Origin of the sequence: Agromyces mangrovi (assembly GCF_030296695.1) — a bacterium.
Taxonomy (GTDB): Bacteria; Actinomycetota; Actinomycetes; order Actinomycetales; family Microbacteriaceae; genus Agromyces; species Agromyces mangrovi.
Genome location: NZ_AP027737.1, coordinates 2,876,996 through 2,902,273, shown reverse-complemented (window position 1 = coordinate 2,902,273; position 25,278 = coordinate 2,876,996). Strand labels below are relative to the sequence as shown.

23 protein-coding genes and 2 pseudogenes are annotated in these 25,278 nt (G+C 73.6%); 11 read left to right on the top strand and 14 right to left on the bottom strand.

Annotation, left to right across the window (positions count from 1 at the left end; translation table 11 throughout):
* Positions 1 to 71: 71 nt before the first annotated feature.
* The 3 genes and pseudogenes from QUE38_RS13795 to QUE38_RS13785 form a co-directional block, all read right to left on the bottom strand.
* Positions 72 to 2,344 (bottom strand): annotated as a pseudogene (locus tag QUE38_RS13795) (MMPL family transporter).
* Positions 2,345 to 2,435: 91 nt separating this feature from the next.
* Positions 2,436 to 2,699 (bottom strand): zf-HC2 domain-containing protein, encoded by a 264-nt coding sequence (locus QUE38_RS13790; RefSeq protein ID WP_286308836.1) that lies wholly within the window; start codon positions 2,697 to 2,699, stop codon positions 2,436 to 2,438.
* A complete protein-coding gene (locus QUE38_RS13785; protein ID WP_286308835.1) occupies positions 2,696 to 3,331 on the bottom strand; it encodes a sigma-70 family RNA polymerase sigma factor in 636 nt (211 codons plus the stop codon). The genes QUE38_RS13790 and QUE38_RS13785 overlap by 4 nt, the downstream gene beginning before the upstream one ends.
* Before the next feature lie 110 nt (positions 3,332 to 3,441).
* On the opposite strand from QUE38_RS13785, the gene aroA reads away from it, so the two are divergent.
* The 4 genes from aroA (at position 3,442) to bcp (ending at position 7,207) form a co-directional block, all read left to right on the top strand.
* Entirely contained in the window at positions 3,442 to 4,824 is a 1,383-nt protein-coding gene (aroA, locus tag QUE38_RS13780) for a 3-phosphoshikimate 1-carboxyvinyltransferase (protein ID WP_286308834.1), read from the top strand.
* Positions 4,821 to 5,885, top strand: a complete 1,065-nt coding sequence (rsgA, locus tag QUE38_RS13775; RefSeq protein WP_286308833.1) for a ribosome small subunit-dependent GTPase A — start codon at positions 4,821 to 4,823, stop codon at positions 5,883 to 5,885. Before aroA ends, rsgA begins: the two co-directional genes overlap by 4 nt.
* An 81-nt stretch (positions 5,886 to 5,966) precedes the next feature.
* Positions 5,967 to 6,728, top strand: a complete 762-nt coding sequence (locus tag QUE38_RS13770) for a GntR family transcriptional regulator (protein ID WP_286308832.1) — start codon at positions 5,967 to 5,969, stop codon at positions 6,726 to 6,728.
* Positions 6,725 to 7,207, top strand: a complete 483-nt coding sequence (gene bcp, locus QUE38_RS13765; RefSeq protein WP_286308831.1) for a thioredoxin-dependent thiol peroxidase — start codon at positions 6,725 to 6,727, stop codon at positions 7,205 to 7,207. The genes QUE38_RS13770 and bcp overlap by 4 nt, the downstream gene beginning before the upstream one ends.
* Positions 7,208 to 7,222: 15 nt before the next feature.
* Here bcp and QUE38_RS13760 read toward each other — a convergent pair whose 3' ends face one another.
* The gene (locus QUE38_RS13760; protein ID WP_286308830.1) at positions 7,223 to 7,666 is read right to left on the bottom strand and encodes a hypothetical protein; all 444 of its coding nucleotides are present in this window, start codon (positions 7,664 to 7,666) and stop codon (positions 7,223 to 7,225) included.
* A 202-nt stretch (positions 7,667 to 7,868) separates the two neighbouring features.
* On the opposite strand from QUE38_RS13760, the gene QUE38_RS13755 reads away from it, so the two are divergent.
* The gene (locus tag QUE38_RS13755; RefSeq protein ID WP_281882044.1) at positions 7,869 to 8,117 is read left to right on the top strand and encodes a WhiB family transcriptional regulator; all 249 of its coding nucleotides are present in this window, start codon (positions 7,869 to 7,871) and stop codon (positions 8,115 to 8,117) included.
* A gap of 54 nt (positions 8,118 to 8,171) precedes the next feature.
* Here QUE38_RS13755 and QUE38_RS13750 read toward each other — a convergent pair whose 3' ends face one another.
* From QUE38_RS13750 to QUE38_RS13740, 3 genes are all read right to left on the bottom strand, one after another.
* Complete coding sequence (locus tag QUE38_RS13750) at positions 8,172 to 9,665, bottom strand: sensor histidine kinase (protein WP_286308829.1); 1,494 nt, start codon at positions 9,663 to 9,665, stop codon at positions 8,172 to 8,174.
* Positions 9,666 to 9,726: 61 nt separating this feature from the next.
* Positions 9,727 to 10,947 (bottom strand): AAA family ATPase, encoded by a 1,221-nt coding sequence (locus tag QUE38_RS13745; protein ID WP_286308828.1) that lies wholly within the window; start codon positions 10,945 to 10,947, stop codon positions 9,727 to 9,729.
* Between the two features lies 1 nt (position 10,948).
* Entirely contained in the window at positions 10,949 to 11,596 is a 648-nt protein-coding gene (locus tag QUE38_RS13740) for a hypothetical protein (RefSeq protein ID WP_286308827.1), read from the bottom strand.
* A gap of 120 nt (positions 11,597 to 11,716) precedes the next feature.
* Here QUE38_RS13740 and QUE38_RS13735 point away from each other — a divergent pair, with 120 nt between their 5' ends.
* A complete protein-coding gene (locus tag QUE38_RS13735; RefSeq protein ID WP_286308826.1) occupies positions 11,717 to 12,007 on the top strand; it encodes a helix-turn-helix domain-containing protein in 291 nt (96 codons plus the stop codon).
* 57 nt (positions 12,008 to 12,064) lie between these two features.
* On the opposite strand, the gene QUE38_RS13730 is transcribed toward QUE38_RS13735, so the two are convergent.
* Positions 12,065 to 12,652, bottom strand: coding sequence for a hypothetical protein (locus QUE38_RS13730; RefSeq protein ID WP_286308825.1), 588 nt, complete (start codon positions 12,650 to 12,652; stop codon positions 12,065 to 12,067).
* Positions 12,653 to 13,020: 368 nt separating this feature from the next.
* Here QUE38_RS13730 and QUE38_RS13725 point away from each other — a divergent pair, with 368 nt between their 5' ends.
* A complete protein-coding gene (locus QUE38_RS13725) occupies positions 13,021 to 13,278 on the top strand; it encodes an Rv3235 family protein (RefSeq protein ID WP_286308824.1) in 258 nt (85 codons plus the stop codon).
* Positions 13,279 to 13,348: 70 nt separating this feature from the next.
* Here the strand turns inward: QUE38_RS13725 and secA are convergent, their stop codons facing one another.
* The 6 genes from secA to mtrA all read right to left on the bottom strand — a co-directional run bounded on the left by secA (position 13,349) and on the right by mtrA (position 22,069).
* Positions 13,349 to 16,162 (bottom strand): preprotein translocase subunit SecA, encoded by a 2,814-nt coding sequence (gene secA / locus QUE38_RS13720; RefSeq protein ID WP_286308823.1) that lies wholly within the window; start codon positions 16,160 to 16,162, stop codon positions 13,349 to 13,351.
* Positions 16,163 to 16,349: 187 nt separating this feature from the next.
* Positions 16,350 to 17,057 (bottom strand): ribosome hibernation-promoting factor, HPF/YfiA family, encoded by a 708-nt coding sequence (hpf, locus tag QUE38_RS13715; RefSeq protein ID WP_286308822.1) that lies wholly within the window; start codon positions 17,055 to 17,057, stop codon positions 16,350 to 16,352.
* A 133-nt stretch (positions 17,058 to 17,190) separates the two neighbouring features.
* Positions 17,191 to 17,904, bottom strand: a complete 714-nt coding sequence (locus QUE38_RS13710) for a ComF family protein (RefSeq protein WP_286308821.1) — start codon at positions 17,902 to 17,904, stop codon at positions 17,191 to 17,193.
* A 90-nt stretch (positions 17,905 to 17,994) separates the two neighbouring features.
* Positions 17,995 to 19,686, bottom strand: coding sequence for an LpqB family beta-propeller domain-containing protein (locus QUE38_RS13705; RefSeq protein ID WP_286308820.1), 1,692 nt, complete (start codon positions 19,684 to 19,686; stop codon positions 17,995 to 17,997).
* A complete protein-coding gene (mtrB, locus tag QUE38_RS13700) occupies positions 19,679 to 21,280 on the bottom strand; it encodes an MtrAB system histidine kinase MtrB (RefSeq protein ID WP_286308819.1) in 1,602 nt (533 codons plus the stop codon). Before mtrB ends, QUE38_RS13705 begins: the two co-directional genes overlap by 8 nt.
* 108 nt (positions 21,281 to 21,388) lie before the next feature.
* A complete protein-coding gene (gene mtrA, locus QUE38_RS13695) occupies positions 21,389 to 22,069 on the bottom strand; it encodes an MtrAB system response regulator MtrA (RefSeq protein WP_286308818.1) in 681 nt (226 codons plus the stop codon).
* Between the two features lie 164 nt (positions 22,070 to 22,233).
* Between mtrA and QUE38_RS13690 the strand changes: the two genes are divergently transcribed.
* From QUE38_RS13690 to QUE38_RS13680, 4 genes and pseudogenes are all read left to right on the top strand, one after another.
* Positions 22,234 to 23,403 carry a glycerophosphoryl diester phosphodiesterase membrane domain-containing protein gene (locus QUE38_RS13690; RefSeq protein WP_286308817.1) on the top strand — a complete coding sequence of 390 codons (1,170 nt, stop codon included), beginning with the start codon at positions 22,234 to 22,236 and terminating at the stop codon, positions 23,401 to 23,403.
* A gap of 127 nt (positions 23,404 to 23,530) precedes the next feature.
* Complete coding sequence (locus QUE38_RS13685) at positions 23,531 to 24,049, top strand: DUF4129 domain-containing protein (protein ID WP_286308816.1); 519 nt, start codon at positions 23,531 to 23,533, stop codon at positions 24,047 to 24,049.
* A pseudogene (locus QUE38_RS17680) lies at positions 24,046 to 24,681 on the top strand (DUF4350 domain-containing protein); the annotation flags it as partial. The gene QUE38_RS13685 and the pseudogene QUE38_RS17680, both read left to right, overlap by 4 nt.
* Before the next feature lie 158 nt (positions 24,682 to 24,839).
* Positions 24,840 to 25,277 carry a hypothetical protein gene (locus QUE38_RS13680; protein WP_286308815.1) on the top strand — a complete coding sequence of 146 codons (438 nt, stop codon included), beginning with the start codon at positions 24,840 to 24,842 and terminating at the stop codon, positions 25,275 to 25,277.
* Position 25,278 lies beyond the last annotated feature (1 nt).

Genomic DNA, 25,278 nt, shown 5'->3' with positions numbered 1-25,278 from the left:
AGCCGGGTCCGACCTCGTGGTCGGACCCGGCTCTTCGGTTCCCCGGAACTGCGGCGCCGGTGCGCGGCGGCTCAGCGCACCGCTGTCGCCTCCACCCGCGCGGGCGCGTCCCCATCGCCCGCGGCCGGAGCATCGCCGCCGTCGTGACCCCCCACGTGTCGCCCGTCGTGCGGGCGCGCGAGCTTGGACGGCCACCAGACGGCCGGGCCGATATCGTACGCGAGCGCGGGCACCAGCAGCGTCCGCACGAGGAAGGTGTCGAGCAGCACGCCGAACGCGACGATGAACGCGATCTGCGCGAGGAACAGGATCGGGATGACCCCGAGCGCGGCGAACGTCGCCGCGAGCACGAGGCCGGCCGAGGTGATGACCCCCGCGGTGAGCGCGAGCCCGCGCAAGATGCCCGGCCTCGTGCCGTGCACGAGGACTCCTCGCGCACGCGCGTCATGAGGAAGATGTTGTAGTCCACGCCCAGCGCCACGAGGAACACGAAGCCGAACAGCGGCACCGACGGGTCGGCGCCGTCCCAGCCGAACACGGTCTGGAAGACCACGGCCGACACGCCGAGCGCGGCGCCGAACGAGAGCACGACGCTCGCGATGAGCAGCACCGGCGCCAGGATCGAGCGCAGCAGCAGCATCAGGATCAGCAGGATCGCGGCGAGCACGAGCGGGATGATCAGCGTGCGGTCGGCGATCGCGGCCTCGTTGGTGTCGAGCGCGACGGCGGTCGTGCCGCCGACGAGGGCGTCCTCGGACACCTCGTCGAGCGCGACGCGCAGCTCCTTCACCGTCGCCTCGGCCTCGAGCGAGTCGGCCGGGTCCTCGAGCGTCGCCTGCAGCAGCACGTCGCCGTCGACCACGTCGGGCTCGGGCGCGGGGGTGCCGGGCGGGCCGAGCGCCTGGATGCCGTCGGCGGTGACCTCGGCCTGGCCCGACGGCGAGTCCGACGCGAGCACGGCGACCGAGGCGATGCCGTCGGTGGCGAGCGCGACGTCGGCGAGCGCCTGGAGGTCGTCCTCCGGGCCGATGATGACGGCGGGCGTGCCGGAGCCGGCCGGGAAGTGCTCGCCGAGCAGCTCCTGCCCGTCGCGCGCCTGCGACTCGCCGAGCACGAACTCGCTCGACGGCACGCCGTCGGCCTCCAGCTGCACGAGCCCGATCGACATCACGCCGAGCAGCACGGTCGAGACGATCCACACCCAGCGCGGACGGCGCGAGACGAGCCGGCTCACGGAGCCCCAGAACCCGCGGGCGCCGCTGCCGACCTGGTCGGGGTCGTCGGATGCCGCGCGCGGACGCCGCGGCCAGAATGCGACGCGCCCCGCCCAGAGCAGCAGCGCCGGCAGCAGGGTGAGCGCCGCCAGCAGCGCGCACACGATGCCGATCGCCGCCACCGGGCCGAGCGACTTGTTCGAGTTCAGCTCGCTCACGAGCAGGATCAGCAGGCCCGCGATGACGGTGCCGCCCGACGCGAGGATGGGCTCCCACGAGCCCTTGAGCGCCGCCCAGGTCGCGGCCCACTTCGTCGGCTCGGTCGCGAGCGTCTCGCGATAGCGCGCGATGTAGAGCAGCGCGTAGTCGGTCGCGGCCCCGATCACGAGGATGAACAAGATGCCCTGGGTCTGGCCGGTGAGCAGCAGGATGTCGGCGGCCGCGAGCGTCACGACGACCAGCACCGCGGTGCACAGCGCGGTGAGGCTCGTGAAGAGCACGATGATCGGCAAGAGCGGCGAGCGGTAGACGATGACGAGGATCACGAGGACCGCGGCGAACGCGACGGCGATCAGGAGGCCGTCGATGCCCGCGAACGCGCCGGTGAGGTCGGCGGTGAACCCGGCCGGGCCGGTGACGGCCGCGGTGACGCCCTCGACGGGCTCCTCCGCGATCAGGGCCCGGAGTTCCTCGACGGCCTCGGTGCCCGGCTCGCCGGAGATCACGGGCACGACGACCTGCGCGGCCTCGCCGTCGTCGGAGACGATCACCGGGGACGCGCCGTCGGCGTCGACCCCGTCGACCGACGCGAACTCGTCGCGCTGGTCCTCGATGTCGGCGAGCTGCGCGTCGGTCAGCTCGCCGTCGTCGGTGGCGTAGACCACGACGGCCGGGATGAGGTCGTCGTCGCGGAACTCCGCCTGCAGCTCGTTGACCTCGGTCGCCTCGGCGCTCGCTGGCAGGAACTGCGTCTGGTCGTTGGTGGACACGTCGGACAGCTGTCCGAAGGAGGCGCCGCCCAGGCCGAACGCGGCGAACCAGCCCAGCACGAGCACGGCCGGGATCAGGACGCGCAGCCAGGTGGGCACGCGGGACGTGGAACCGGTCGCGGAGGGGGTCTGCTCGCTCATCGCTAACTAGGTTAGCGAATTTTCCGACAGAACGCTGCACGCTGTGCACGATCGCATCCCGTGCACCGATGCGGCGAGCGCGGGCTCCCGCTCAGGCGCCGCCGACGGGTGCGCCGTGACCGGCCTGCACGTCGCGGATCCGGGCGAGGACCTGGTCGCGGATGTGCTCGGGTGCCTGTTCGCGACACGCGCGCTTCACGGCATCCGTCAGCACCTGCCCGACCCGCAGCTCGCTCGAGCAGTCCTCGCAGTGGGCCATGTGCTCGCGGATGTCGGCGGCATCCTCCTTGCAGAGCTCGTCGTGCAGGTACTCCTCGAGCTCCGCCTTGGCCTTCTCGCAGCCGCAGTCGCTCATCGCTTCCTCCCCGTGCGCGGTGCCGACGGCTGCACGGCGAAGCCGCGCTCGCCCGCGTAGTCGGCCAGGAGCTCGCGGAGCAGGCGCCTGCCACGGTGCAGGCGGCTCATCACGGTCCCGATCGGTGTGTGCATCATGTCGGCGATCTCCTGGTACGAGAACCCCTCAACGTCGGCGAAGTAGACGGCGAGGCGGAAGTCCTCGGGCAGGGACTGCAGGGCGTCCTTGACCGCGCTGTCGGGCAGGTGGTCGATCGCCTCGGCCTCCGCCGACCGGCTCGAGCGCGCGGTCGTCGACTCGGCGCCCCCGAGCTGCCAGTCCTCGAGGTCGTCGATCGCCGACTGGTACGGCTCGCGCTGCTTCTTGCGGTAGGTGTTGATGTAGGTGTTGGTGAGGATGCGGTACAGCCACGCCTTCAGGTTCGTGCCCTGCGTGAACTGCGCGAACGCCGCATAGGCCTTCGCGAAGGTCTCCTGCACGAGGTCCTGCGCGTCGGCCGGGTTCTTGGTCATGCGCAGGGCTGCGCCGTAGAGCTGGTCGAGGAACGGGAGGGCCTGCTCCTCGAAGAGCGCCCCCAGGTCCGCCTCGGCCGGCTCGGCGCCGCGTGCGCCACCGCTGGTGTCGGTTGCCATCGCGCGCCATCCTAGGGCGTCCGCCTGAGCGTCCACGGAACGCGGCTCCACGAGCACGGGCACCTTGCACTCCCCTTTCCGGACACGACCACCGACTACCCTGATAACCGATGCAGATCACCCCGTATTCCGCGCCCGAGTTCGACCCGTACGGCGACGACGACCCGCTCGCCCCGGGCGACGGCTCGTGGGCCGCACCGGTCGCCGCCGGCCCGCTCGACGCGACCCTGCAGGTGCCCGGGTCGAAGTCGCTCACGAACCGCGAACTCGTGCTCGCGGCGCTCGCCGACGGCCCCGGGATGCTGCGGGCCCCGCTGGTCTCGCGCGACACCGACCTCATGGTCGAGGGGCTGCGCGCGCTCGGCGTCGGCGTCGAGCGCGTGCCCGGCGACGGCGCGTTCGGCGACGACCTGCGGGTGACTCCACCCGACGAGCTCTTCGGCTCCACGACGATCGACTGCGGCCTGGCCGGCACCGTCATGCGCTTCCTGCCGCCGGTCGCGGCCCTCGCGCTCGGCCCGACGACGTTCGACGGCGACGCGGCCGCCCGTCGTCGACCCATGGGCGGCATCATCGAGGGGCTCCGCGGGCTCGGCGTCGACCTCGACGACGACCGGCGCGGGGCGCTCCCGTTCACCGTGCACGGCACCGGCCGCGTGGGCGGCGGCGAGCTGTCGATCGACGCGTCCGCGTCGAGCCAGTTCGTCTCGGGCCTGCTGCTCGCCGCCGCGCGATTCGACGACGGCCTCGTGCTCCGCCACACCGGCGAGCGTCTGCCCAGCCTGCCGCACATCGAGATGACCGTCGACGCGCTCGCCGCGCGCGGGGTGCCCGTCGAGCAGCCCGAGACGGGCACCTGGCGGGTCGCCCACGGCCCCATCGCGGCGCGCGACGTGCGCATCGAACCCGACCTCTCCAACGCCGCCCCGTTCCTGTGCGCCGCGGTCGCGGCCGGCGGCAGCGCCTCGATCACGGGCTGGCCGGAGACCACGACCCAGGTGGGCGCCCGCCTGGTCGACCTCCTCCCCCGGTTCGGGGCGACCGTGCAGCGCGACGGCGACCGGGTCACCGTCTCCGGCGACGGGAGCATCCGCGGCGTACGGCTCGACCTGGGCGAGGCCGGCGAGCTCGTGCCGAACCTCGCCGCACTCGCCGCCCTCGCCGACGAGCCGAGCGAGTTCACCGGCATCGGCCACATCCGCCACCACGAGACCGACCGCATCGCGGCGCTCGCGGCCGAGTTCCAGGCGCTCGGCGGCCGCGTGACCGAGCTCGACGACGGGCTGCGGTTCGAGCCCGCCGACCTCGCCGGCGGACCGTGGCGCGCGTACGAGGACCACCGGATGGCCACGACCGGCGCGATCGTCGGGCTTCGCGTGCCCGGCGTGCGGGTGGACGACATCGGTTCGACCGCGAAGACGCTGCCCCAGTTCCCCGAGCTGTGGGCGACGATGCTCGCCGGCACGCCCCTGCGGGGCGACGGGTCGGCATGAGCTGGTGGGACACGGACGACGACGAGGACGACGAGTACGACCTCGACGAGTCGGATGTCCGCGTCCGGCCCAACCCCAAGGCCAACCGCCCCCGCACCAAGGTGCGACCCGAGCACGCCGACGCGGTGATCGGGCGCGTGCTGGGCGTCGATCGCGGCCGGTACGCGGTGCTCGTCGACGCGGACGCCGACGACGAGCACGAGGTCACCGCGACCCGCGCCCGCGAGCTGCGCCGCAACGCCATCGCGACCGGCGACTCCGTCGACGTCGTCGGCGACACGACCGGCGACGAGGGCACGCTCGCGCGCATCGTCCGCGTGCGCGAGCGGAGCACGCTGCTGCGGCGGTCGGCCGACGACACCGACCGCGTCGAGCGGGTCATCGTCGCCAATGCCGACCAGCTGCTCATCGTCGTCGCCGCGGCCGACCCCGAACCGCGCACGCGCCTCGTCGACCGCTACCTGGTCGCCGCGTACGACGCCGGCATCCGCCCGCTGCTCTGCGTCACCAAGGCCGACCTCGCCGACCCGGCGCCGTTCCTCGCGAACTTCGCCGGGCTCGACATCCCGACGTTCACGAGCCGCCGCGGCGCGATGCCGCTCGGCGAGATCGCCGCGGCGCTCGTCGGGCATCGAACGGTGCTCGTCGGGCACTCGGGCGTCGGCAAGTCCACGCTCGTGAACGCGCTCGTGCCGAGCGCCGATCGGGCCACGGGCCACGTGAACGTGGTCACCGGGCGCGGGCGCCACACGTCATCGTCGACGGTGTCGCTGCGCGTCGAGACCGGGCCGGGCACCGCGCTCGGGGGCGAACCGGGTCGCGGCTGGGTGATCGACACCCCGGGCATCCGCTCGTTCGGGCTCGGCCACGTCGACCCCGACAACATCCTGCGCTCGTTCACCGATCTCTCGGAGATCGCCGAGGGCTGCCCCCGCGGATGCACGCACCTGCCCGACGCCCCCGACTGCGCGCTCGACGACGCGGTCGCCAGCGGCCGCCTCGGGGACATCGGGCGGGCCCGCCTGGACTCGCTCCGGCGGCTGCTCGCGACGTTCGCCTGAGCCGTCGCACGTTCACGGGGCGTTCACCGCGCGTTCAGCCTGAGTCGGCGTCCGTTCGCCCGGCCTCGCTACCGTCGCAGCGTGGTGGATGAGCAGACGGACGACGCACGCGTGCGCACGGCGCTGCTCCGGGGCATCCGTCGCGGCACCTGGGAGGTGGGCACCCGCCTGCCGAGCGAATCGGAGCTGTGCGCGACCCTCGACGCGAACCGGGGGCAGCTGCGGCGCGTGCTCGCCGGGCTGCGCGCCGACGGCATCGTCGCGGGCGGGCGCGGACGGCCGCCCGTGGTGCGCAGCACGGTGCCGGTGCGCGCGTTCGAAACCTTCGTGCCGTTCTCCCGCTGGGCCGAGTCGATCGGCCAGGTGCCCGGGCAGCGCACGCTCGAGGTCGTGCGGCGCCCGGCCCAGGAGGGTGAGGCGCGCATGCTGGACATCGCGGTCGAGACCCCCGTCGTGGCGGTCACCCGGGTGCGGTCGCTCGACGACCGGCCCGCGATGCTCGAGCGCTCGTGCTTCCCCGTCGAGTCCGGGCGCACGCTGCTGCACGCCGACCTCGACCAGGGCTCGGTGCACGACCGGCTCATCGCCGCCGGCGTGCGCCTGGTCACCGCGCGGCACCTCATCGACGCGGTCGCCGCGAGCGGCCTCGAGGCCGAGACCCTCGGGGTCGAGACGGGCTCCCCGATCCTCCGCGAGCGCCGGGTCGTGCGCGACGACCGCGGCGTGGCCGTCGAGTTCGCCGACGAACGCTACCGGCCCGAGGCCGCGCGGTTCTCGATCGAGCACCCGGTGCTCGCGCTCGGCCGGGAGGCCGCATCCGCCTCGCCTACGATGGACGCATGACCGACGCCGTCCGACTCGCCCCCGGGGATGCCGCCCCCGACTTCACCCTCGACGACCAGGCCGGCGCGCCGGTCACGCTCTCCGATCTCCGCGGCGAGCGGGTCGTGCTGTACTTCTACCCGGCGGCCATGACCCCGGGCTGCACCACCGAGGCGTGCGACTTCCGCGACAGCCTCGAATCCCTGTCGGCCGCAGGCGTGCGCGTCATCGGCGTCTCGAAGGACGAGATCCCCGCGCTCGCAGAGTTCGCCGAGCGCGACGGGCTCACCTTCCCGCTGCTGAGCGACCCCGACCACGCGGTGCAGGAGGCGTACGGCGCCTGGGGCGAGAAGCAGAACTACGGACGCACCGTCGTGGGCTCGATCCGCTCGACGTTCGTGATCGACGCCGACGGGCGCATCGAGAAGGCCATGTACAACGTCAAGGCCACCGGGCACGTGGCGCGCGTGCGTCGCGAGCTGGGCGTCGACGCCGCGTAGCCGCCGACCGCGAGCTCAGTCCTCGGCCGTCACGACCGGGCGCGCGAAGCACGCCGCGACCGGCGGGAGCAGCAGCAGCACGATCACGACGATCGCCGGCGCGAGCAGCGCCCAGCCCACGTCGGGGCGTGCGAACAGGCCCTGGAACGACCCCACCGCGACCGCGAGCTGCAACAGCTGCCACGTGATGGCGCCGCCCCGCGACCACGGCGCGCGCCGAGCGGCCGCGACGGCGACCGCGACGACCCACGTCGCGCCGATCGCGGAGACCGCGGTCAGGGCGAGCCCGCTGGCCAGAGACGACGGCTCGTCGACCAGGAGCTCGAGCACGAGCCACGCGGTCACGCCGACCATGAGGGCGGCCTCGGCGAACAGCAGCACCGTCACGACGACCAGCGCGGCGCGCACGCCCGGGGCGACCCGGACGGTTCCGGACCCCGAATCCTCTTCAGCATTCACAGCGATATCCCATGCACGACTATTGATCTGCGTCACACACTATGCGAGCATTTACAGGGCCGAGTTGACGCTCACAGGGACGTGAGCCGGTCGCATTCGATCCTACCTTCCTGCGACTCGGCCTTCCCCCACAAGCAGTACCGCCGACACGGCCGCGTCCCACGCGAGTTGCTGCGCACGCACACACGCAAGGAGCACCCCCATGGATTGGCGCGACAAGGCCGCCTGCCTGACCGCAGACCCCGAACTGTTCTTCCCGGTCGGCAACACCGGTCCCGCGATCGACCAGATCGAGAAGGCCAAGGCCGTCTGCGGCCGCTGCACCGTGACCGAGCTGTGCCTCCAGTACGCCCTCGAGACCGGTCAGGACTCGGGTGTCTGGGGCGGCCTCAGCGAAGACGAGCGCCGCGCCCTGAAGCGCCGCGCCGCCCGCGCCCGCCGCGCCTCCTAGCCACCGCGCACCGCGCGCACGACGCCCGCCCGCCGCGATTAGCGGCGGGCGTCGTCATGCCTGGGTGATCCAGCGCATCGGCACCGAGATCGTCACCTCGGTGCCCGCCCCGACGACCGTGTGCCAGTCGATCGTGCCGCCGAGCTCGCCCTGGATGAGCGTGCGGACGATCTGCGTGCCGAGCCCCTCGCCCACCTTGCCCTCCGGCAGGCCCGAGCCGGTGTCGCGCACCTCGACGGTGAGCGTGTCGGTCGTGCGCTCGGCCGTGATCTCGACGTCGCCCTCCTGGCCGTCGAGCCCGTGCTCGACCGCGTTCGTGACGAGCTCGGTCAGCGCGAGCGCGAGCGGCGTCGCGTAGGCGCTCGGCAGCACGCCGAAGGTGCCCGTGCGCTTGGGGTGCGCGGTCGTGTTGTGCGCCGCGGCGACCTCGGCCACGAGCAGCAGCGCCCGGTCGAACACCTGGTCGAAGTCGACGTTCTGGCTGAGCCCCTCCGAGAGCGTGTCGTGGACGACCGCGATCGCGCCGACGCGCCGCATGGCCTGGGTGAGCGCCGAGCGCGCCTCCTCGGAGTGCGTGCGCCGCGCCTGGATGCGCAGCAGCGACGCGACGGTCTGCAGGTTGTTCTTCACCCGGTGGTGGATCTCGCGGATCGTCGCGTCCTTGGTGATGAGCTCCTGCTCCTGGTGGCGCATCTCGGTCACGTCGCGGCAGAGCACGATCGCGCCGACCCGTTCGCCCCGGTGCCGGAGCGGGATCGCCCGGAGCGTGACCGTGACCCCCTTCGACTCGATGTCGGTGCGCCACGGCGCGCGACCGGTCACCACGAGCGGCAGCGACTCGTCGACCTCGAGCCGCCCCGCGAGCAGGCGCGTGGTCACCTCGGCCAGCGACTCCGACTCGAGCTCCTCGGCGAACCCCATGCGGTAGAACGCCGACAGCGCGTTGGGGCTCGCGAAGGTCGTGACGCCGTCCATGTCGAGCCGGATCAGGCCGTCGGATGCCCGGGGTGCGCCGCGACGCGGCCCCGATGGCGCGCCGAGGTCGGGGAAGTCGCCCGACGCGATCATCGCGAACAACTCGTCCGCGCAGTCGTTGAACGTGAGCTCCTGGCGGCTGGGCGTGCGCGACTGGCTCAGGTTCGAGTGGCGCGTGAGCACCGCGATGGGGCGCTCGGAGACCTCGGGGCCGCTCGTCCGCAGGCGCCGCTTCACGGGCACGGCGCGCATGCGGGTGGGCATCTCCTCGTACCAGTCGAGGGCCGAGGAGTCGACGACCTCGCCGGTGTCGTAGGCGCGGGTCACGAGGTCGCGCCAGTCCTCCTTGACCTGCTGGCCGACGAAGTCGCGGTAGAACAGCGTCGCCGCGCCCGACGGACGCGCGTGCGCGACGGCGACGAACGGGGCGTCGGCTCCCGGCGTCCAGAGCACGATGTCGGCGAACGCGAGGTCCGCCAGGAGTTGGAGGTCGCCCACGAGCATGTGCAGCCAGTCGAGGTCCTCCCTGCTGCTGCGGCCCTGGGCGAGAACGAGATCACTGAGCGTCGACACGAGTCCCAGCGTACTTCCGCGCCGTCGTGCACGACGCGCGGCGCGGGGCGCGCGTGCGCGGTCAGGCGCGCGCGAGCAGCCCCCGACGGCGGCGCGGCGGCGCTGCGGCCGCGGGCGAGAGCCGTTCGGCGAGCCCCCGGACGCCGGACGCGAGCGGCGAGCGCGGGGCGACCTCGAGGAGCGGGCGGGCGGCGAGCAGCGCCGCATCCGCCGCGCGTCGGTCGTCGGGCAGCAGCGTCGCGTCCGAGATGCCGGCGAGGCGCTGCAGGGCGTGCCGCGCCTGTCCGCCCGGGTCGAGGCCGAGCACGGACGCGCGCACGCGGTTCACCACCGGGCGCACGCGCGAGGCATCCGTGAACTCGAGCAGGTCGGCGTAGCCGCGCACGAGCCTCGCGAGGCCGACCGCGTCGGCCTGCCCCACGGCGACCGTGCGGTCGGCGACCTCGACCGCCGCGACCGTCGCCGCGTTCCGGCGCGGCGCGAACACGTCGGTCGAGAGCTCCTCGTCGCGTTCGAGGCAGAACCCCGTGTCGACGACCACGACGTCGACCCACCCGCGGAGCGCCTCGAGCACCGCGGCGACGCGATCGGCCGCGAGCTCGGGCCAGCGACGGGTGCCGGAGAGCCCGGTGAGCACGCGGAACGAGCCGCCGGGCGCGGTGTGGTGCTGTGCGAGGCGGTCGAGCTCGCCACGGTCGAGCGCGTCCGATCCGGCGAGGCGGCAGGCCGCCGCGAAGCCCGGCGCCGCGTCGAGCAGTCCGAGCTGGGGAGCGACCGCTCCCCCGTACGCATCGGCGTCGACCAGTGCGACCGAGCGTCCCGCGTGCGCGTACGCTGCGGCGAGGTTCACCGCGAGCGTGGTGCGCCCGGGCGCGCCCGTCGGGCCCCAGACCGCGAGCACGGTGCCGCGCCGCGTCGCCGGTCCGCGCGGCGCCTCAGTGACGGCGGCGCCGCCCTGTACGAGCGGCTCGACCTCGTCCCACCCGGCGGACGCGTCGGCGACCTCGAGCAGGCCGACGTGGCGGGCGTGGTGGCGCTCGAGGTCGTTGGCGGCGAGCGCGACCACGCGCACGCCCCGCTCGTCGCAGGCCGCCAGGAGGTCGCGGCCGAGCGTCGCGCGCCCCGCACCGACCAGCACCACCTCCGGCGCGAGCGCATCGATCGAGCCGAGCAGCTCGCGCCCGCTGACGAGGCGTGCGACCACGACGTGGCCGTGCTCCACGATGTCCGCGAGCAGCCGGTCCTCGAGCTCGTGCCCGAGGACGAGCGCGATGCGCGCCACCTCAGCCGGCTCCGCCCGCGCGCGCACCGACGAGGTGCATGGCGTCGCCGGCGGCGATGGCCGCCAGCACGGCGGGCACCGCGTCGCGCGGGATCGAGAGCTCCACGGACGGCACCCGGTCGAGGCCGCCGACGCCGCCGTCGTCCGACGCGATGCCGCGGACCACGGCGCCTGCGACCAGCACGGTCGGGGGCCCCCACACGCCCCGCTCGACGGCCTCCGCGGACCAGAGGTCGACCGGACTGCCGACGCCGAGGGCGGCGGGCAGCGCGGCCGCGGGCGTGACCACGACCGTCGTCAGGGTCTCGGCCGCGAGGTCGCCGAGCGCCCCGGCCGGCACGAGCTCGCCCGCCGCGACGGTCCGCAGCACGACGTGCTCGCCCGCCCCCGCGGCGTCGTCCGCCCGGAGGTAGCGGTCCTCGCTCGCGCCGAGGCCCACGTCGGCGGTCGCGAGCTCGTCGAGCCGCACCGTCGAGCCCGGCGCGAGCGTCTGCGGGGCGACGTAGACACGAGACGTGCGATCGAGCGAGTCGACGAGCAGCCAGGTGCCGACCACGGAGGCGAGCACGAGCACGACGCCCACGACCAGCCGCACGTCGGCGGTCCGCCGCGGGGAACGCCGCGCGACCGATGCGTCCGACCCGTCCATCGCCCCGCCTCTCCGACATGCCCCGGGCGGGGCGCACCCATCGTGATACGAACATGTGAGGTCCCCGTGAAGTTATCCACACGAGAACACGCTCCGAGGGCGTCCCGCCATAATCGACACATGACCAGCTCGGGTGCGGAACCCGTCGGGCGCTTCCTGACGCTCGGCGATGTCGCGGAGATCCTCCGGATCTCGCTGTCCGAGGCGTCCGACCTGGTCCGCTCGGGCGAACTGCCCGCCATCCGCATCACGAGCGCCGGGGTCTGGCGCGTCGAACGCGACGTGCTCGAGTCCTACATCGAGGCCAAATACGAGGAGGCCAGGCGCCTCAACCTCTGGCTCCAGTCGGACTTCGCGAACATCCCCGAGCTCTCGGGCGGCCGCGTCATCCGCGAACCGCACCGCGGCTGAGCCGACCCGCCGCGCCGCCGGTCGCCGTGCGGCGCGCGCCCGTCGCGGGGCATCCGTTCACCAGCGCACCAGGAGCACCGTCTCGAACGGGATGAGCCGCACCTGGCGCACGTCGCCGTCGCGGCGCGCGACCCCAGGCTCGTGCACCGCGAGGTCGAGATGGTCGCGTCCCACGCGATCGACCGTGCCGTGCACGCGCGCGCCGTCGCAGGCGATCGTGACCGGCGACCGCCGCCGGCACAGGTCGCGCAGCACCGCACCGATGCCGATGCGCTCGGCGACGCCGGACGAGGCCGCGGGGACGAGGCTCGCCGACAGCTGCGCGCGCGAGGGCACGACCGCACGGACGGCATGCAGGGGAACGAGGCACGGCGATGCGCGGCCGCCGTCGGGCGGCACCGCGGCGCCGGACACCCAGTCGCGACCCGAGAGCTCGACCTCGAGCACGATCGTGGTGCCGTCGCGGAGGTCGAGGCGCACGCCGCGCGCCCCGGCCTCGCCGCGCGACATCGCGACCACCCGCTCGCGCAGGTCGAGCCGCGCGACGCGCAGCCGCTCCTCCTCGGCGCGCAGCTCGAGGTCGGCGGCGCGGCCCGGATCAGCGAGCTCGGCCTCCAGATCGTCGAGGAATCCGTCGCCCGGCATGGGCGAAAACTACCGTCCGGTTACAGTGCGGAAACGATTTATCCACAATGAGGGTTCCTTATTGACACCGCGCATGACACGCACGTAATTTGCTCAGCAATGACCGACTCGGCCCCCGGCGACGGGGCCGTCACGTCGCCCGCCGCGGCCGGCGGGCGACGCGTCCCATGTGGAGCAGAAATGACCGCAGCAGTAAGGAGGGATGTCGGGACCAGGGGGGCCGCAAGGGGTTCCGGCACCGCATTCGATGACGATTTCTTCGCACGGCAACCGTCGGTGCGCAGCGAGCTTCCAGATCCGGAGCCGCTGCTCACCAACCTGACCCGCTGCGTGATCGAGGTACTCGCGGGGGCGAGGAACTCGAGCAGATGGCCAGGTGGGTGAACGACGACGTGTACCGGCACCTGCTGAAGCGCGTCGTGCTCGGCGCGCGGGCGCGTCGGGTCAAGGGCCAGGCACCATCGCGGCCGGCGTTCAGCATCGGGCGCATCCACCAGTGCGAACCCCGCGACGGCATCATCGAAGCCGTCGTGATGGTGCACAGCAAGGCACGCTCGCGCGCGGTCGCCATCCGCCTGGAGGGCCTCGACGCCCGCTGGCGCGCGAGCGCGATCAGCGTGCTCTGAGCGCCCGCCCGCTCGCACCCACCACCGGCTGACGCGGTCGCTCGGGACCCGCGCCAGCCCGCGGCGCGCTTCAGCGCCCCCGGCGCTCCTGTGCGCGCCGCTGCGCCCGGTTCTGCGGCGCCTGCTCCGGCGCCTGGTCGCCCGACGTCGGCTGCCCGAACGCGCCGCGCGCGACCTCCTGCCCCGACGGACGGGGCGTCGCCTGCGCCTGCTGCGCGGCCACCGCGCGACGCGCCCGCTGCGTGGCCGCCTGCTGCACCTGGCCGCGCTGGTTGCGCACCTCCACGCCGCCCGAGTCGCTCGGGGCCGAGTAGCTCAGCTTGTCCTCCGGGGCCTGGTTGCGGGTGAGCCCGCGCGCCGCGATGGTGGGCCCTGCGGCACCGGCGGGGTTCACCTCGACCTCGAGGTTGAACAGGAAGCCGACCGACTCCTCGCGGATCGACCCCATCATCTGCTGGAACATCGCGTAGCCCTCGCGCTGGTACTCGACCAGCGGGTCGCGCTGCGCCATGGCGCGCAGGCCGATGCCGTCCTTGAGGTAGTCCATCTCGTAGAGGTGGTCGCGCCAGCGGCGATCGATGACCGACAGCACCACGCGACGCTCGAGCTCGCGCATCGCCGGCGAGCCGAGCTGCTCCTCGCGGCGCCCGTAGGCGAGCTGCGCGTCGGAGAGGATCTCGCTGCGCACGAACTCGCGGTTGATGCGGCCCTTCTCGCCGGCCTCGGCCACGACCTCGTCGATCGTGATGCCGATCGGGTAGAGCGTCTTGAGCTCGGCCCAGAGCGCGTCGAAGTCCCACTCGTCGGGGTTGCCCTCGCCGATGTGCTGGTCGAGCACCTCGTCGATGACGTCCTCGAGGAAGTGCTGCGTGCGCTCGTGCAGGTCGTCGCCCTGCAGGATGTGCCGGCGGTCGCTGTAGATGGCCTCGCGCTGGCGGTTCAGCACGTCGTCGTACTTCAGCACGTTCTTGCGGATCTCGGCGTTGCGCGTCTCGACCTGCGACTGCGCCGAGCGGATGGCCCGGGTCACGACCTTCGACTCGATCGCCACGTCGTCGGGCACCCCGCGCGACATGAGCGACTCGGCCGCGCCGGAGTTGAACAGGCGCATCAGGTCGTCGGTGAGCGACAGGTAGAACCGGCTCTCGCCCGGGTCGCCCTGGCGGCCCGAACGGCCGCGCAGCTGGTTGTCGATGCGGCGCGACTCGTGGCGCTCGGTGCCGAGCACGTACAGTCCGCCCGCGGCGAGGACCTTCTCGGCCTCGGTCGCGACCGTGGCCTTGACGCGGTCGAACACGCCGTCCCACTCGGCCTCGTACTCCTCGGGCGTCTCCGCGGGGCTCAGGCCCTTCTCGTGCATCTCCTGCACCGCGAGGAACTCGGCGTTGCCGCCGAGCATGATGTCGGTGCCGCGACCGGCCATGTTCGTGGCGACGGTGACCGCGCCGAGTCGGCCGGCCTGCGCGATGATCGCGGCCTCGCGAGCGTGGTTCTTGGCGTTCAGCACCTCGTGCCGCACGCCCTTCTTGGCGAGCAGGCGCGAGAGGTACTCGCTCTTCTCGACGCTCGTCGTGCCGACCAGCACGGGCTGGCCCTTCGCGTGGCGCTCGACGATGTCGTCGACGACCTGCGCGAACTTCGCCTCCTCGTTCTTGTACACGAGGTCGGGCTGGTCGATGCGCACCATTGGCTTGTTCGTCGGGATCGCCACCACCCCGAGCTTGTAGGTCGCCATGAACTCGGCGGCCTCGGTCTCGGCCGTACCGGTCATGCCGGCGAGCTTCTTGTAGAGGCGGAAGTAGTTCTGCAGGGTCACGGTCGCGAGGGTCTGGTTCTCGGCCTTGACCTGCACGCCCTCCTTGGCCTCGATGGCCTGGTGGATGCCCTCGTTGTAGCGGCGGCCCACGAGGATGCGGCCGGTGTGCTCGTCGACGATGAGCACCTCGCCGTTCATGACGACGTAGTCCTTGTCGCGCTTGAACAGCGCGGCCGCCTTGATGGCGTTGTTGAGGAACGAGATGAGGGGCGTGTTGGCCGACTCGTACAGGTTGTCGATGCCGAGGTAGTCCTCGACCTTCTCGATGCCCGGCTCGAGCACGCCGACGGTGCGCTTCTTCTCGTCGACCTCGAAGTCCTCGCCCGGCACGAGCCGCTGCGCGAGGCGCGCGAACTCGCCGAACCAGCGGTTCGCCTCGCCCGAGGCGGGGCCCGAGATGATGAGCGGGGTGCGCGCCTCGTCGATGAGGATCGAGTCGACCTCGTCGACGATCGCGAAGAAGTGGCCGCGCTGCACCATGTCGGCCGACTGCCACGCCATGTTGTCGCGCAGGTAGTCGAAGCCGAACTCGTTGTTCGTGCCGTAGGTGATGTCGGCCTGGTACTGCTCGCGGCGCTCGGCCGGGGTCTGGCCGGCCACGATGCATCCGGTCGTCATGCCCAGCGCGCGGAACACGCGGCCCATGAGCTCGGACTGGTAGCTCGCGAGGAAGTCGTTGACCGTGATGATGTGCACGCCACGGCCCGCGAGCGCGTTGAGGTACGCGGCCGTGGTGGCGACGAGCGTCTTGCCCTCACCGGTCTTCATCTCGGCGATGTTGCCGAGGTGCAGCGCCGCGCCGCCCATGAGCTGCACGTCGTAGGGGCGCATGCCGAGCGTGCGCTTGGCCGCCTCGCGGATGGCCGCGAACGCCTCGGGCAGCAGGTCGTCGAGCGACTCGCCGCCGACGTAGCGCTCGCGCAGCTCGACCGTCTCGTGCTTCAGTTCCTCGTCGCTCAGAGAGGTGAAGTCCTCCTCGAGGGCGTTGACCGCCTTCGCGTAGTGCTCCAGTCGCTTGAGCGTGCGTCCTTCGCCGACGCGAAGAACCCTTTCCAGAATTGAGGCCACGGATGCTCTCCACTCGTCGTACGGCGCGTGATCCGCGCCGCTCGCGGGCGCACGATCGATGTCGCGTCGGCCCGCAGCGGTCGATCATAGCAATCGTACCGGCGTGCGGGCTGTGCGCGGACCGAGCCCGTGGACGGATGCGGCGCTGCCGCGGGGCGACGGCGCGACGGCCGCCGCCCCGCGCGCGTCAGCCGCGAGCTGCGCCCGCCTGGACCAGCTGCTCCTCGAGCCCCTCCGGGCTCGCCGCGTCGGCCTGCTCGTCGAGGCCGATGAGCCCGTAGTCCCAGCCCTTGCGGCGGTACACGACGCTCGGGCGGCCGTTCTCCGAGTCGATGAACAGGTAGAAGTCGTGGCCGACGAGCTCCATGAAGTAGAGCGCATCGTCGACCGTCATGGGCGTCGAGGCGAAGACCTTCCGCCGGATCACGACGGGGCAGTACTCGTCCTCCGCCTCCTCGGGCGCGGCGGCCTCGGGTGCGGGGCTGCCGTCGCGGACCCGCTCGAGCAGGGCCGGGTCGGCCGGCTGCACGCCGTGCCCGAAGAACCCGTCGGTGCTGGCCTCGCGGAGCGACTTCGGGCGATGCTGCCCGCGATGGACCTTCCTGCGGTCCTTCGCCCTGCGGATCCGTTCCATGAGGCGCCCCAGGGCGACGTCGAACGCTGCGTACTTGTCCTGGCCGTCTGCCTCGGCCCGGACGACGGGTCCCTTCCCGATCAGGGTGAGCTCCACCCGGTCGGGCCCGCTGTTCCCGTTGGTCTCGTGGTGCCGGCTCACCTTGATGTCGAGGGCGAGCGCACGATCCGCCAGATGCGAGACCTTCTCGGCCTTCTCGGCGGCGTAGTCGCGGAAACGGTCGGTGATACCCAAGTTGCGTCCGACGATGTTCAGTTCCATGACGACCTCCCAGATCCGGCGTGCCGCCCGGCGGAGGGCGAGTGCTCCACGCCTTGCTGACACGCTAACCCGGCGCCACGGCAATGTCACGGAATCTTTCCCGAACGTTCCGTGGGGAGGTCATCGGCGTGCGCTATGCGCGAAGGGGCGGTGCGGATGCCTCCCGCGTGGCGCCGCCCGGCACGCCCCGTCGGGGCGTCTGCGCGAGCGCCGCGACCCCGACGACGGTCGCCCCGCCGGCCGCCAGGGCGCGCACCGCCTCGCGCGCGGTCGCGCCCGTCGTGACGATGTCCTCGACCAGGACGACGGTCCGGCCGCGGGCGGCGGGCAGTGCGCGCAGCGCCCCGGACGCGTTGCGTACGCGGGCGGCGAGGTCGAGTCCGGCCTGGTCGTCGCGCTCCCCCGTGCGGGCGAGCAGGCGCCGGTCGCGCAGGCCCGCGTGCCGCAGCAGCAGCGCGACCGGGTGGTATCCGCGGCGACGCCGCGCCGCGGCCGACGAGGGCACGCAGACGAGCTCGGGTCGCACCGGCCCCGTCCGCGCACGCGCGACGGCGACGACGGCCGCGGCGAGCGCCGGGGCGAGCGCGGTCGCGGCATCGGTGCGTCCGCCGTCCTTGTAGGCGGCCAGCACGGCGCGCACGGTGCCTCCGTACTCGAGGGCGGCCGTGAACCGCAGGTCGCCGCGGACGCCGGGCACGGGCGACGGTCGCAGCGCGTCGGCGCACGGGGCGCACACGGCGCGGCCGCCGACGCCGCACCCCGCGCAGCGCACGGGGAGCAGCACCGCGGCCGCATCGCGGAACGCGCCGGCGAGCCGGGCCAGCAGTGCGGACGGGTCGGACGCCATGGCCCGAGCCTCGCCCGTCGGCCGGAGGCGCGGCGCCGGCCACGGGGCATCCGCTCGCCGTCGCCTTCGCAGCGACCTGTGGAGGGCGGGTCAGCCCTGCTGCGACGCGACGAAGTCGATGCCGGTGGACCGCACCTGCCAGGCCACGCCGCTCTGCTGGTCGAGGTCGCCGCCCTCGGTGAGGATGCGGGCCTCCCGCACCGTGTTGCCGCCGACGATCTCGCGGCCGTCCTCGGGGCCGGCGCGGGTCGTGCTCGTGCCGCCGACGTCCTGCGTGACCACGATCGTGTCGCCGTCGGGCGCCGTCGTGAGCGACGCGACGGTGCTGGGGCCGAGCCAGGCGACGTCGCGCGCCGTGCCGTCCACGGCCGTGAGCGCGAGACGGCCGCCGAGTGCGTCGGGCAGGTCGACCTCGCTGGCGCGCGCGATCGAGGCCACCTCGAGCTGGGTGCCGTCGTCGGTCTGGATCAGCACGAGCAGCCGGGTGCCGTCGCGTGAGACGGACAGCGCGGCGATCCCGGCGTCCTCGGCCCACGGCGTCGACACGATGCCCCGCGACCCGTCGGGTGCGAACCAGGCGATCTCGTCCGCCCGGCGGTCGGTGGCGGTCCAGACGATGCCGAACCCGTCGATCGCGGGCGTCGCCAGGCCGTCGCGCTCGTCGAGCAGCTCGGCTTCGTCGCCCGAGCGCACGATCCAGGCGCCCGACTCGGCGAGCACCGCGACTTCCTCGCCGTCGCGGCCCACCGCGGCGTCGAGCGGCTGGAGCGACTCGACCGCGGCCGAGACGCCGTCGATGCGCGTGACCTGCTGCGCCGAGGTCGACAGGTAGCCGAACTCGCCGTCGCGGTACACGACGGTGCGCGGGTCGACGCGGGGGTTCAGCTGCGGCACGTCGAGCGCGAGGTCGGGGATCTCGTCGTCGGCGCCGTTGATGCGCAGGTGCACGTCCTCGATGCCGCGCACGGCGCCCAGGCTCTCCTGGAACTGCAGCTCGATGAGCTGCAGCGTGCGCAGGTCGTCGGTGACGTCGCCCGTGAGCGCGATCTCGGCGACGCGCGCCTCCACCGGGACGGCGCCGGGGTCGAGGCGCAGCCCGTCGGGGATCGCGCTCGTCACGCCGGGCGCGAGCCACTCGGCGGGGCCGCGCAGCAGCTCGCGCACGATGCTGGTCTGGGTCGACTCGCGCCGGGCGAACCAGCGGACGTCGGGCACCAGGTAGCTGAGCGTCGGGTCGTAGAAGTACAGCGGGTACTGCGCGAACGCGATGTCGAAGATGGCGTCGTCGACGAGCACGCCCTGCGGTGCGCGCGAGATGCGCCACTCCCCCGCGACCTGGGTGAGCTCGTAGTCGAGGGTGACGCGCGAGGCCGACACGGTGTCGTCGTACTCGCCGGTCTCGGTGAGGCCCGCGACGGGCTCGGCCTGGATGCGCCAGCTGTTCTCGTCGAGCTCGACGTACTGGCGCGAGGCGATGCGGTCCACGGTCGCGCCCGCGTCGGGGGTCCACTCCTCGGCGAACGCGGGCGTGAGGAACAGCCGGGCCGTCTGGTAGTTGTTGCGGGGGCTCGCGGCGGCGTCGACGAAGCCGCTCACGATCTGCTCGGGAGAACTGCCGGCGACCGGACCCGATGCGACCACGTCGACCTCGACGCTCTCCTCGCCGGTGGCCACCTGGCCGGCGTTCACCCCGCCCGAGGTCGGGATGCTCGCGCACCCGGTGAGGGCGACGAGCGCCGCGAGCACGGCGACGGATGCCGCCTGACGGAACGTCCTACGCACGGTCGGCCTCCGATCGTTCGAGGTCGGCGTCCTGCGCCGTGGGGACCGGCCCCGTCGAGCCCACGGACTCGACGAGCCGCGCCACCTCGGGGTCCGCGCCCGCGGCGTCGTCGGGCGGCAGGTGCAGCGGCGAGGACTCGATCACGCCGCCCGCTCGGCGCGGCAGCGTGAGGCGGAAGCAGGAGCCGGCTCCCGGCTCGGACCACACCTCGAGCCACCCGCCGTGCACGTGGGCGTCCTCGAGCGAGATCGCCAGCCCGAGCCCGGTGCCCCCGATGGAGCGCTTGCGGCTCGGGTCGGCGCGCCAGAAGCGGTCGAAGACGCGATCGGCGTCCTCGGCGGTCATGCCGAGCCCGTAGTCGCGCACCGCGAGGGCCACCGCATGCTCGTCGCTGTCGACCGAGACCACGATCGGCCGGCCCTCGCCGTGCTCGATCGCGTTGCCGAGGAGGTTCCGCACCACGCGACGGATGCGGCGCGGGTCGACCTCCGCGTCGAGGTGCCCGCCCGGGGCGACGACCCGCACGTCGGAACCCCGCTCCTCGGCGAGCGTGTGCATGCCCTCGACGGCATCCGTCGCCAGGTGCACCAGGTTCGTGGGCTCCGTCTCGAGCTCGACCGAACCGGCGTCGTAGCGGCTGATCTCGAGCAGGTCGGCCAGCAGGGTCTCGAAGCGCTCGGTCTGGGTGTGCAGCAGCTCGACGGTGCGCGAGGTCGACTGGCGGAAGTCCTCGCGCTGCTGGTACAGCACGTCGCCGGCGAGCCGGATGGTCGTGAGCGGCGTGCGCAGCTCGTGCGAGACGTCGGACACGAAGCGCTGCTGCATGACCGACAGCTCGGCGAGCTCGTGGATGCGCTGCTGCAGGCTGTCGGCCATGCCGTTGAACGACTCGGCGAGCGTGGCGAGCTCGTCCTCGCCCTTCGCCTCCATGCGCACGCCCAGGTCGCCGCCCGCGAACCGGCGACTCGTCGCCGACACCGCCTGGATCGGCTCGATCACCCAGCGCACGACGAGCAGCGTGATGACCGCGAGCAGCACGAGCAGGGCGATCGCGCCGACCACGCCGGTGAACTGCATGAACGCGAGCGTCGCATCGGCGTCGGCGAGGTTGTAGCCGATGTACAGCTCGTACCGCCCCGCGGAGGGCAGCTCCACGTCGCTGCCGACCACGACGCCGGGGACGCCCGCGCCGTCGAGCTCGACGAACTCGACCGACTGCCAGAACTGGCTGCCCGGGTTCTCCTGCACCGTGGCGCGCAGCTGGTCGGTGATGGCGTTGGTGAGCTGGTTCGTGCCCTGGTCCTGCGGGGCGACCGCAGACGGCTCCTGCCCCGGCGCCCGGTAGACGGCGACCAGCGGGCTCGACGCCGTGACGCTCGCGCGCTCGATGGCCGACCGGAGCACGCTCTGGAGCGCGGCACGATCCGTGGCATCCGACGAGTCGAGCACGGCCTGCGCGGCCGACTCGGCGTTGGTCGATGCGTCGAGCACCTGGTCGAGCCGCGTCTGGAACAGGTTCGACGCGATGCTGAACGAGATGTAGAGGCCGATCACGAGGATCGCGAGCCCCGACAGGGTGATCGTGATGAGCACCGTCCGGAACTGGAGCGAGCGGCGGAACAGCGCGGCGAACTGCCTCGGCCAGCTCCGCCACGAGCGCCAGGTGATGGGGGCAGCTCGCCGTCGCCGCGCACGGGTGCCCTAGACGGTGGCCCCGGCCCGGTACCCCACCCCGCGCACGGTCATGACGATGCTGGGGTTGTCGGGGTCGAACTCGACCTTCGCCCGGAGCCGCTGCACGTGCACGTTCACGAGACGCGTGTCGGCCTTGTAGTGGTAGCCCCAGACCTGCTCGAGCAGCATTTCGCGCGTGAACACCTGCTGCGGCTTCGAGGCGAGCGTGAGCAGCAGGTCGAACTCGAGCGGCGTGAGCGCGATGAGCTCGTCGCCGCGCCGCACCTCGTGCGCGGCGGCGTCGACGGTCAGGTCGCCCACGCGCAGCAGGTCGGACTCGCCGTCGCCGGCCGGCCGGAGCCGGGTGCGGATGCGCGCGATGAGCTCCTTCGGGTTGAAGGGCTTGACCATGTAGTCGTCGGCCCCCGACTCGAGGCCCTTGACGACGTCAGCGGTGTCGGACTTCGCGGTGAGCATGATGATGGGCGTGCCCGACTCGGCACGGATGCGCGAGCACACCTCGATGCCGTCGACGCCCGGCAGCATCAGGTCGAGCAGCACCAGGTCGGGCTTGGCCGCGCGGAACTCGTCGAGCGCCGTGGTGCCGTCGGCGCAGAAGAACGGCTCGAATCCCTCCGTGCGCAACACGATGCCGATCATCTCGGCGAGTGCCTGGTCGTCGTCGACCACGAGTACGCGTGCGTTCATCCGTTCCCGTTCCGTCCGTCCGCGCGCCCGCAGCAGGTGCGGACGCCCCTCCCAGCGTAGTCGAGCCGCAGGAGAGCGGTATCTCGCGGCGCGGTCGGAGCGTCGACGACGTGCCCGGGCACGTGCCGGCATGGCACGATGGGTGCACGCGTGAGGAGGCACCGGTGACCGATCAGACGTGGCATCCGCCGACCGGCCCCGGAGGGTCGTCCGGCGCGGGCGCACAGCCCGGGTACGGGCCGCCGGCACCCGCCGGATACGGGCCCGCACCGCAGGCGGGCGCGGGCGCACCGCCGCCTCCCGCCCCCGGACCCGCTGCACCCGACCAGGGCTGGACGCCGCCGCCGAAGCCGGGGCTGGTGCCGCTGCGACCGCTCGGATTCGCCACGCTCCTCGGCGCCCCGTTCCAGACCATCCGGCGCAACCCCGGCCCGACCTTCGGCAGCGGCCTGCTCGTGCAGGTCGTCGTCACCGTGGGCACCGCGGCGATCCTGCTGCCGTTCGCGTTCGGCTTCGCCGACCGCCTGGAGCGGGCTTCGGCCGGCGACGTGGACGCGATCGCGAGCGGCGGCGTCGCGGCGCTGCTGCTGTTGATGCTCGTGCCCATCGCGGTCTCGGTGGTCGGCTCCGCGTTCCTCCAGGGCATCATGGTCGTCGACGTCGCCGCGGGCGCGCTCGGCGACAAGGCGGGCTTCGGCATGGTGTGGCGCCGCGCGGCGAAGCGCATCTGGCCGCTGATCGGCTGGGTGCTGCTGCTGGCGGCGGCCGCGACCGTCGTCGTCGTGGTGCTCGTCGGCATCGTGCTCGCGTTCGCGCTGATCGAGCCCGTGCTGGTGTTCGCGGGCGTCGCGATCGCGGTGCTCGTGGGCCTCGGCGCCGCGGTGCTCGCGGCGTGGCTGTACACGAAGCTGTCGCTCACCCCGAGCGCGATCGTGCTCGAGGGACGCGGGCTCGGCAGCGCCATGGCCCGCTCGTGGCGCCTCACCGACGGGCATTTCTGGCGCGTCTTCGGCGTCGAGGTGCTCGTCGCGGTCATCGTGAACGTCGCCGCCCAGGTGGTCGTGCAGCCCGTGAGCTTCGTCGGCGGCATCGCGTCGGTGCTGGTGGACCCCACGGGCACGGGCGCGGGCCTCACTGTGCTGATCGTCACGTACGTGGTCGCGATCGGGCTGTCGCTCGTGGTGGGCGCCGTCGCGGCGGTCGCCCAGTCGGCGGTGGTCGCGCTGCTGTACCTCGACCTGCGGATGCGGCGGGAGGGCCTCGACCTCGAGCTCCAGCGCGTCGTGGAGCAGCGTCACGCCGGTCGCGACGTCGCCGACCCGTTCGCCGCCTGACCCGCATGCGCCGAGACGTGCCGCTCGACCCCGACGCCGACGAGGCGCGACGACTGCTCGAGGAGGAGCTGCGCTCCCCGAGTACGCGGCGGCCAGCCCGACGGCGTTCGACCGCGCGGCCGACGCGGTGCGCGAGTGGCTCGCCGACCTCTTCTCGGGCGGGGCCGGCCTGCCTGCGCCGACCCTGCTGCTCGTCGGAGCCGTGATCGTCGCCGGCGTCGTGGTCGCGCTGCTCCTCGTCTACGGGATGCCCCGGCTGCGGCGCCGCGCCATCGACGGCGGTTCGGGCGTGCTGGGCGCCGACGATCGGCGATCGGCCTCCCGGCTGCGGCGCGCCGCAGCCGATGCCGCCGGTCGCGGCGACTGGGACACCGCGGTGGTCGAGGCGTTCCGTGGCCTCGCCCGCGGGCTCGACGAGCGCACCGTGCTGACGCTCCTGCCCGGCACGACCGCGCATCGCGTCGCCGACGGCGCGGCGCCGGCCTTCCCCGGGCTCGCCGAACGCCTCGTCGCCGCGGCCGACGCGTTCGAGCGCGTGCGCTACGGCGGCGGGCACGCCGACCCGGCCGACTACGCCGCGGTGCACGACCTCGACGCGGAGCTCGTGCGCCGCACCCCCGCGGGCCTCGCGGAGGCGAGCTCGTGAGCGCGCCGGTCGCCGGGGTCGCCCCGGCCGAGACCCCGACCCTGCGGCGCGCGCTCGTCGACCGGCGCGGCTGGATCGTGGTCGCGGCGATCGTGCTCGTGGTGTCGGTCGGCGTGGCCGTGCTGCAGGGCGCGGGCACGGGCGGCGGGCGCCCGCTGGGCGCCGACAACGCCGCACCCGCGGGCGGCGCCGCCGTCGCGAACGTGCTCTCGGCGCAGGGCGTGCAGGTGGTGCCCGTCGACTCGCTCGACGCGGCCGCGGCCCGCGCGGACGGCGCGACGGTGCTGCTCGTCGACGACCTCGGGCTGCTCGGGAGCGACCAGGTCGACGAGCTGACCGCCGCCGCGCGACGCATCGTCGTCGTGGCGCCCACGTTCGCCGCGCTCGAGGCGTTGGCGCCCGGCGTGCGGTTCGGCGGACTCGCCGCCGGCCCGACGGATGCCGCCGCGTGCGACGTGCCCGCGGCGGAGCGCGCGGGTGCGCTGGGCGGGGTCGGAGACGTGCTGACGGTCGACGACGACGCCCGTGCGTCCGGCTGGCGCGGCTGCTTCCCCGACGAGAGCGGCGCCGTCCGCCTCGCGTTCGGCCCGGCCGACGGCGGCCCCGAGGTCGTCGTCGTCGCCGGCACCGAGGTGTTCGCGAACGACACGGTCGCGGAGGCGGGCAACGCGGCGCTCGCGCTGGGCGTGCTCGGCTCGGCCGAGCGGCTCGTCTGGTACCAGCCGGGCGCCGCCGACGCGTCGGACGCCGGCCCCACGATCGGCGAGCTCACGCCGCCGTGGGTCTCCCCGTGCTGCTGCTGCTCGTCGTCACGACCGTGGCGGCCGCCGTCTGGCGCGGACGGCGCTTCGGGCCGCTCGTCGTGGAGCGGCTGCCGGTGGTGGTGCGCGCCCGCGAGACGACCGAGGGCCGCGGCCGCCTCTACGCGCGCAGCGACGCCCGCGGCCGTGCGCTCGACGCGATGCGCATCGGCGCGCTCGGGCGCATCGCCGCGCTCGTCGGCCTGCCGGGCCACGCGCCCGCGAGCGACATCGCCGACGCCGCCGCCGCGCTGCTCGGCGCGGACCCCGCCGCCGTGCGGGCGCTGCTCATCGGCGACCCGCCCGCCGACGACGGCGAGTTCGTCCGGCGCGCACGAGAGCTGGACGCCCTCGAGCAGCGCCTCGCCGACGCCGTGCGCGCCCCCGGGGCATCCGCCGACCCGACCGACCGAACCAGGAACAGGTGAC

What these genes read in the sequence shown, in the direction of transcription:
- QUE38_RS13790 (WP_286308836.1), bottom strand. Translation starts at nt 2,699, where the DNA reads ATGAGCGACTGCGGCTGCGAGAAGGCCAAGGCGGAGCTCGAGGAGTAC.
- QUE38_RS13785 (WP_286308835.1), bottom strand. Translation starts at nt 3,331, where the DNA reads ATGGCAACCGACACCAGCGGTGGCGCACGCGGCGCCGAGCCGGCCGAG.
- aroA (WP_286308834.1), top strand. Translation starts at nt 3,442, where the DNA reads ATGCAGATCACCCCGTATTCCGCGCCCGAGTTCGACCCGTACGGCGAC.
- rsgA (WP_286308833.1), top strand. Translation starts at nt 4,821, where the DNA reads ATGAGCTGGTGGGACACGGACGACGACGAGGACGACGAGTACGACCTC.
- bcp (WP_286308831.1), top strand. Translation starts at nt 6,725, where the DNA reads ATGACCGACGCCGTCCGACTCGCCCCCGGGGATGCCGCCCCCGACTTC.
- QUE38_RS13755 (WP_281882044.1), top strand. Translation starts at nt 7,869, where the DNA reads ATGGATTGGCGCGACAAGGCCGCCTGCCTGACCGCAGACCCCGAACTG.
- QUE38_RS13740 (WP_286308827.1), bottom strand. Translation starts at nt 11,596, where the DNA reads ATGGACGGGTCGGACGCATCGGTCGCGCGGCGTTCCCCGCGGCGGACC.
- QUE38_RS13735 (WP_286308826.1), top strand. Translation starts at nt 11,717, where the DNA reads ATGACCAGCTCGGGTGCGGAACCCGTCGGGCGCTTCCTGACGCTCGGC.
- QUE38_RS13730 (WP_286308825.1), bottom strand. Translation starts at nt 12,652, where the DNA reads ATGCCGGGCGACGGATTCCTCGACGATCTGGAGGCCGAGCTCGCTGAT.
- QUE38_RS13725 (WP_286308824.1), top strand. Translation starts at nt 13,021, where the DNA reads ATGGCCAGGTGGGTGAACGACGACGTGTACCGGCACCTGCTGAAGCGC.
- hpf (WP_286308822.1), bottom strand. Translation starts at nt 17,057, where the DNA reads ATGGAACTGAACATCGTCGGACGCAACTTGGGTATCACCGACCGTTTC.
- QUE38_RS13710 (WP_286308821.1), bottom strand. Translation starts at nt 17,904, where the DNA reads ATGGCGTCCGACCCGTCCGCACTGCTGGCCCGGCTCGCCGGCGCGTTC.
- mtrA (WP_286308818.1), bottom strand. Translation starts at nt 22,069, where the DNA reads ATGAACGCACGCGTACTCGTGGTCGACGACGACCAGGCACTCGCCGAG.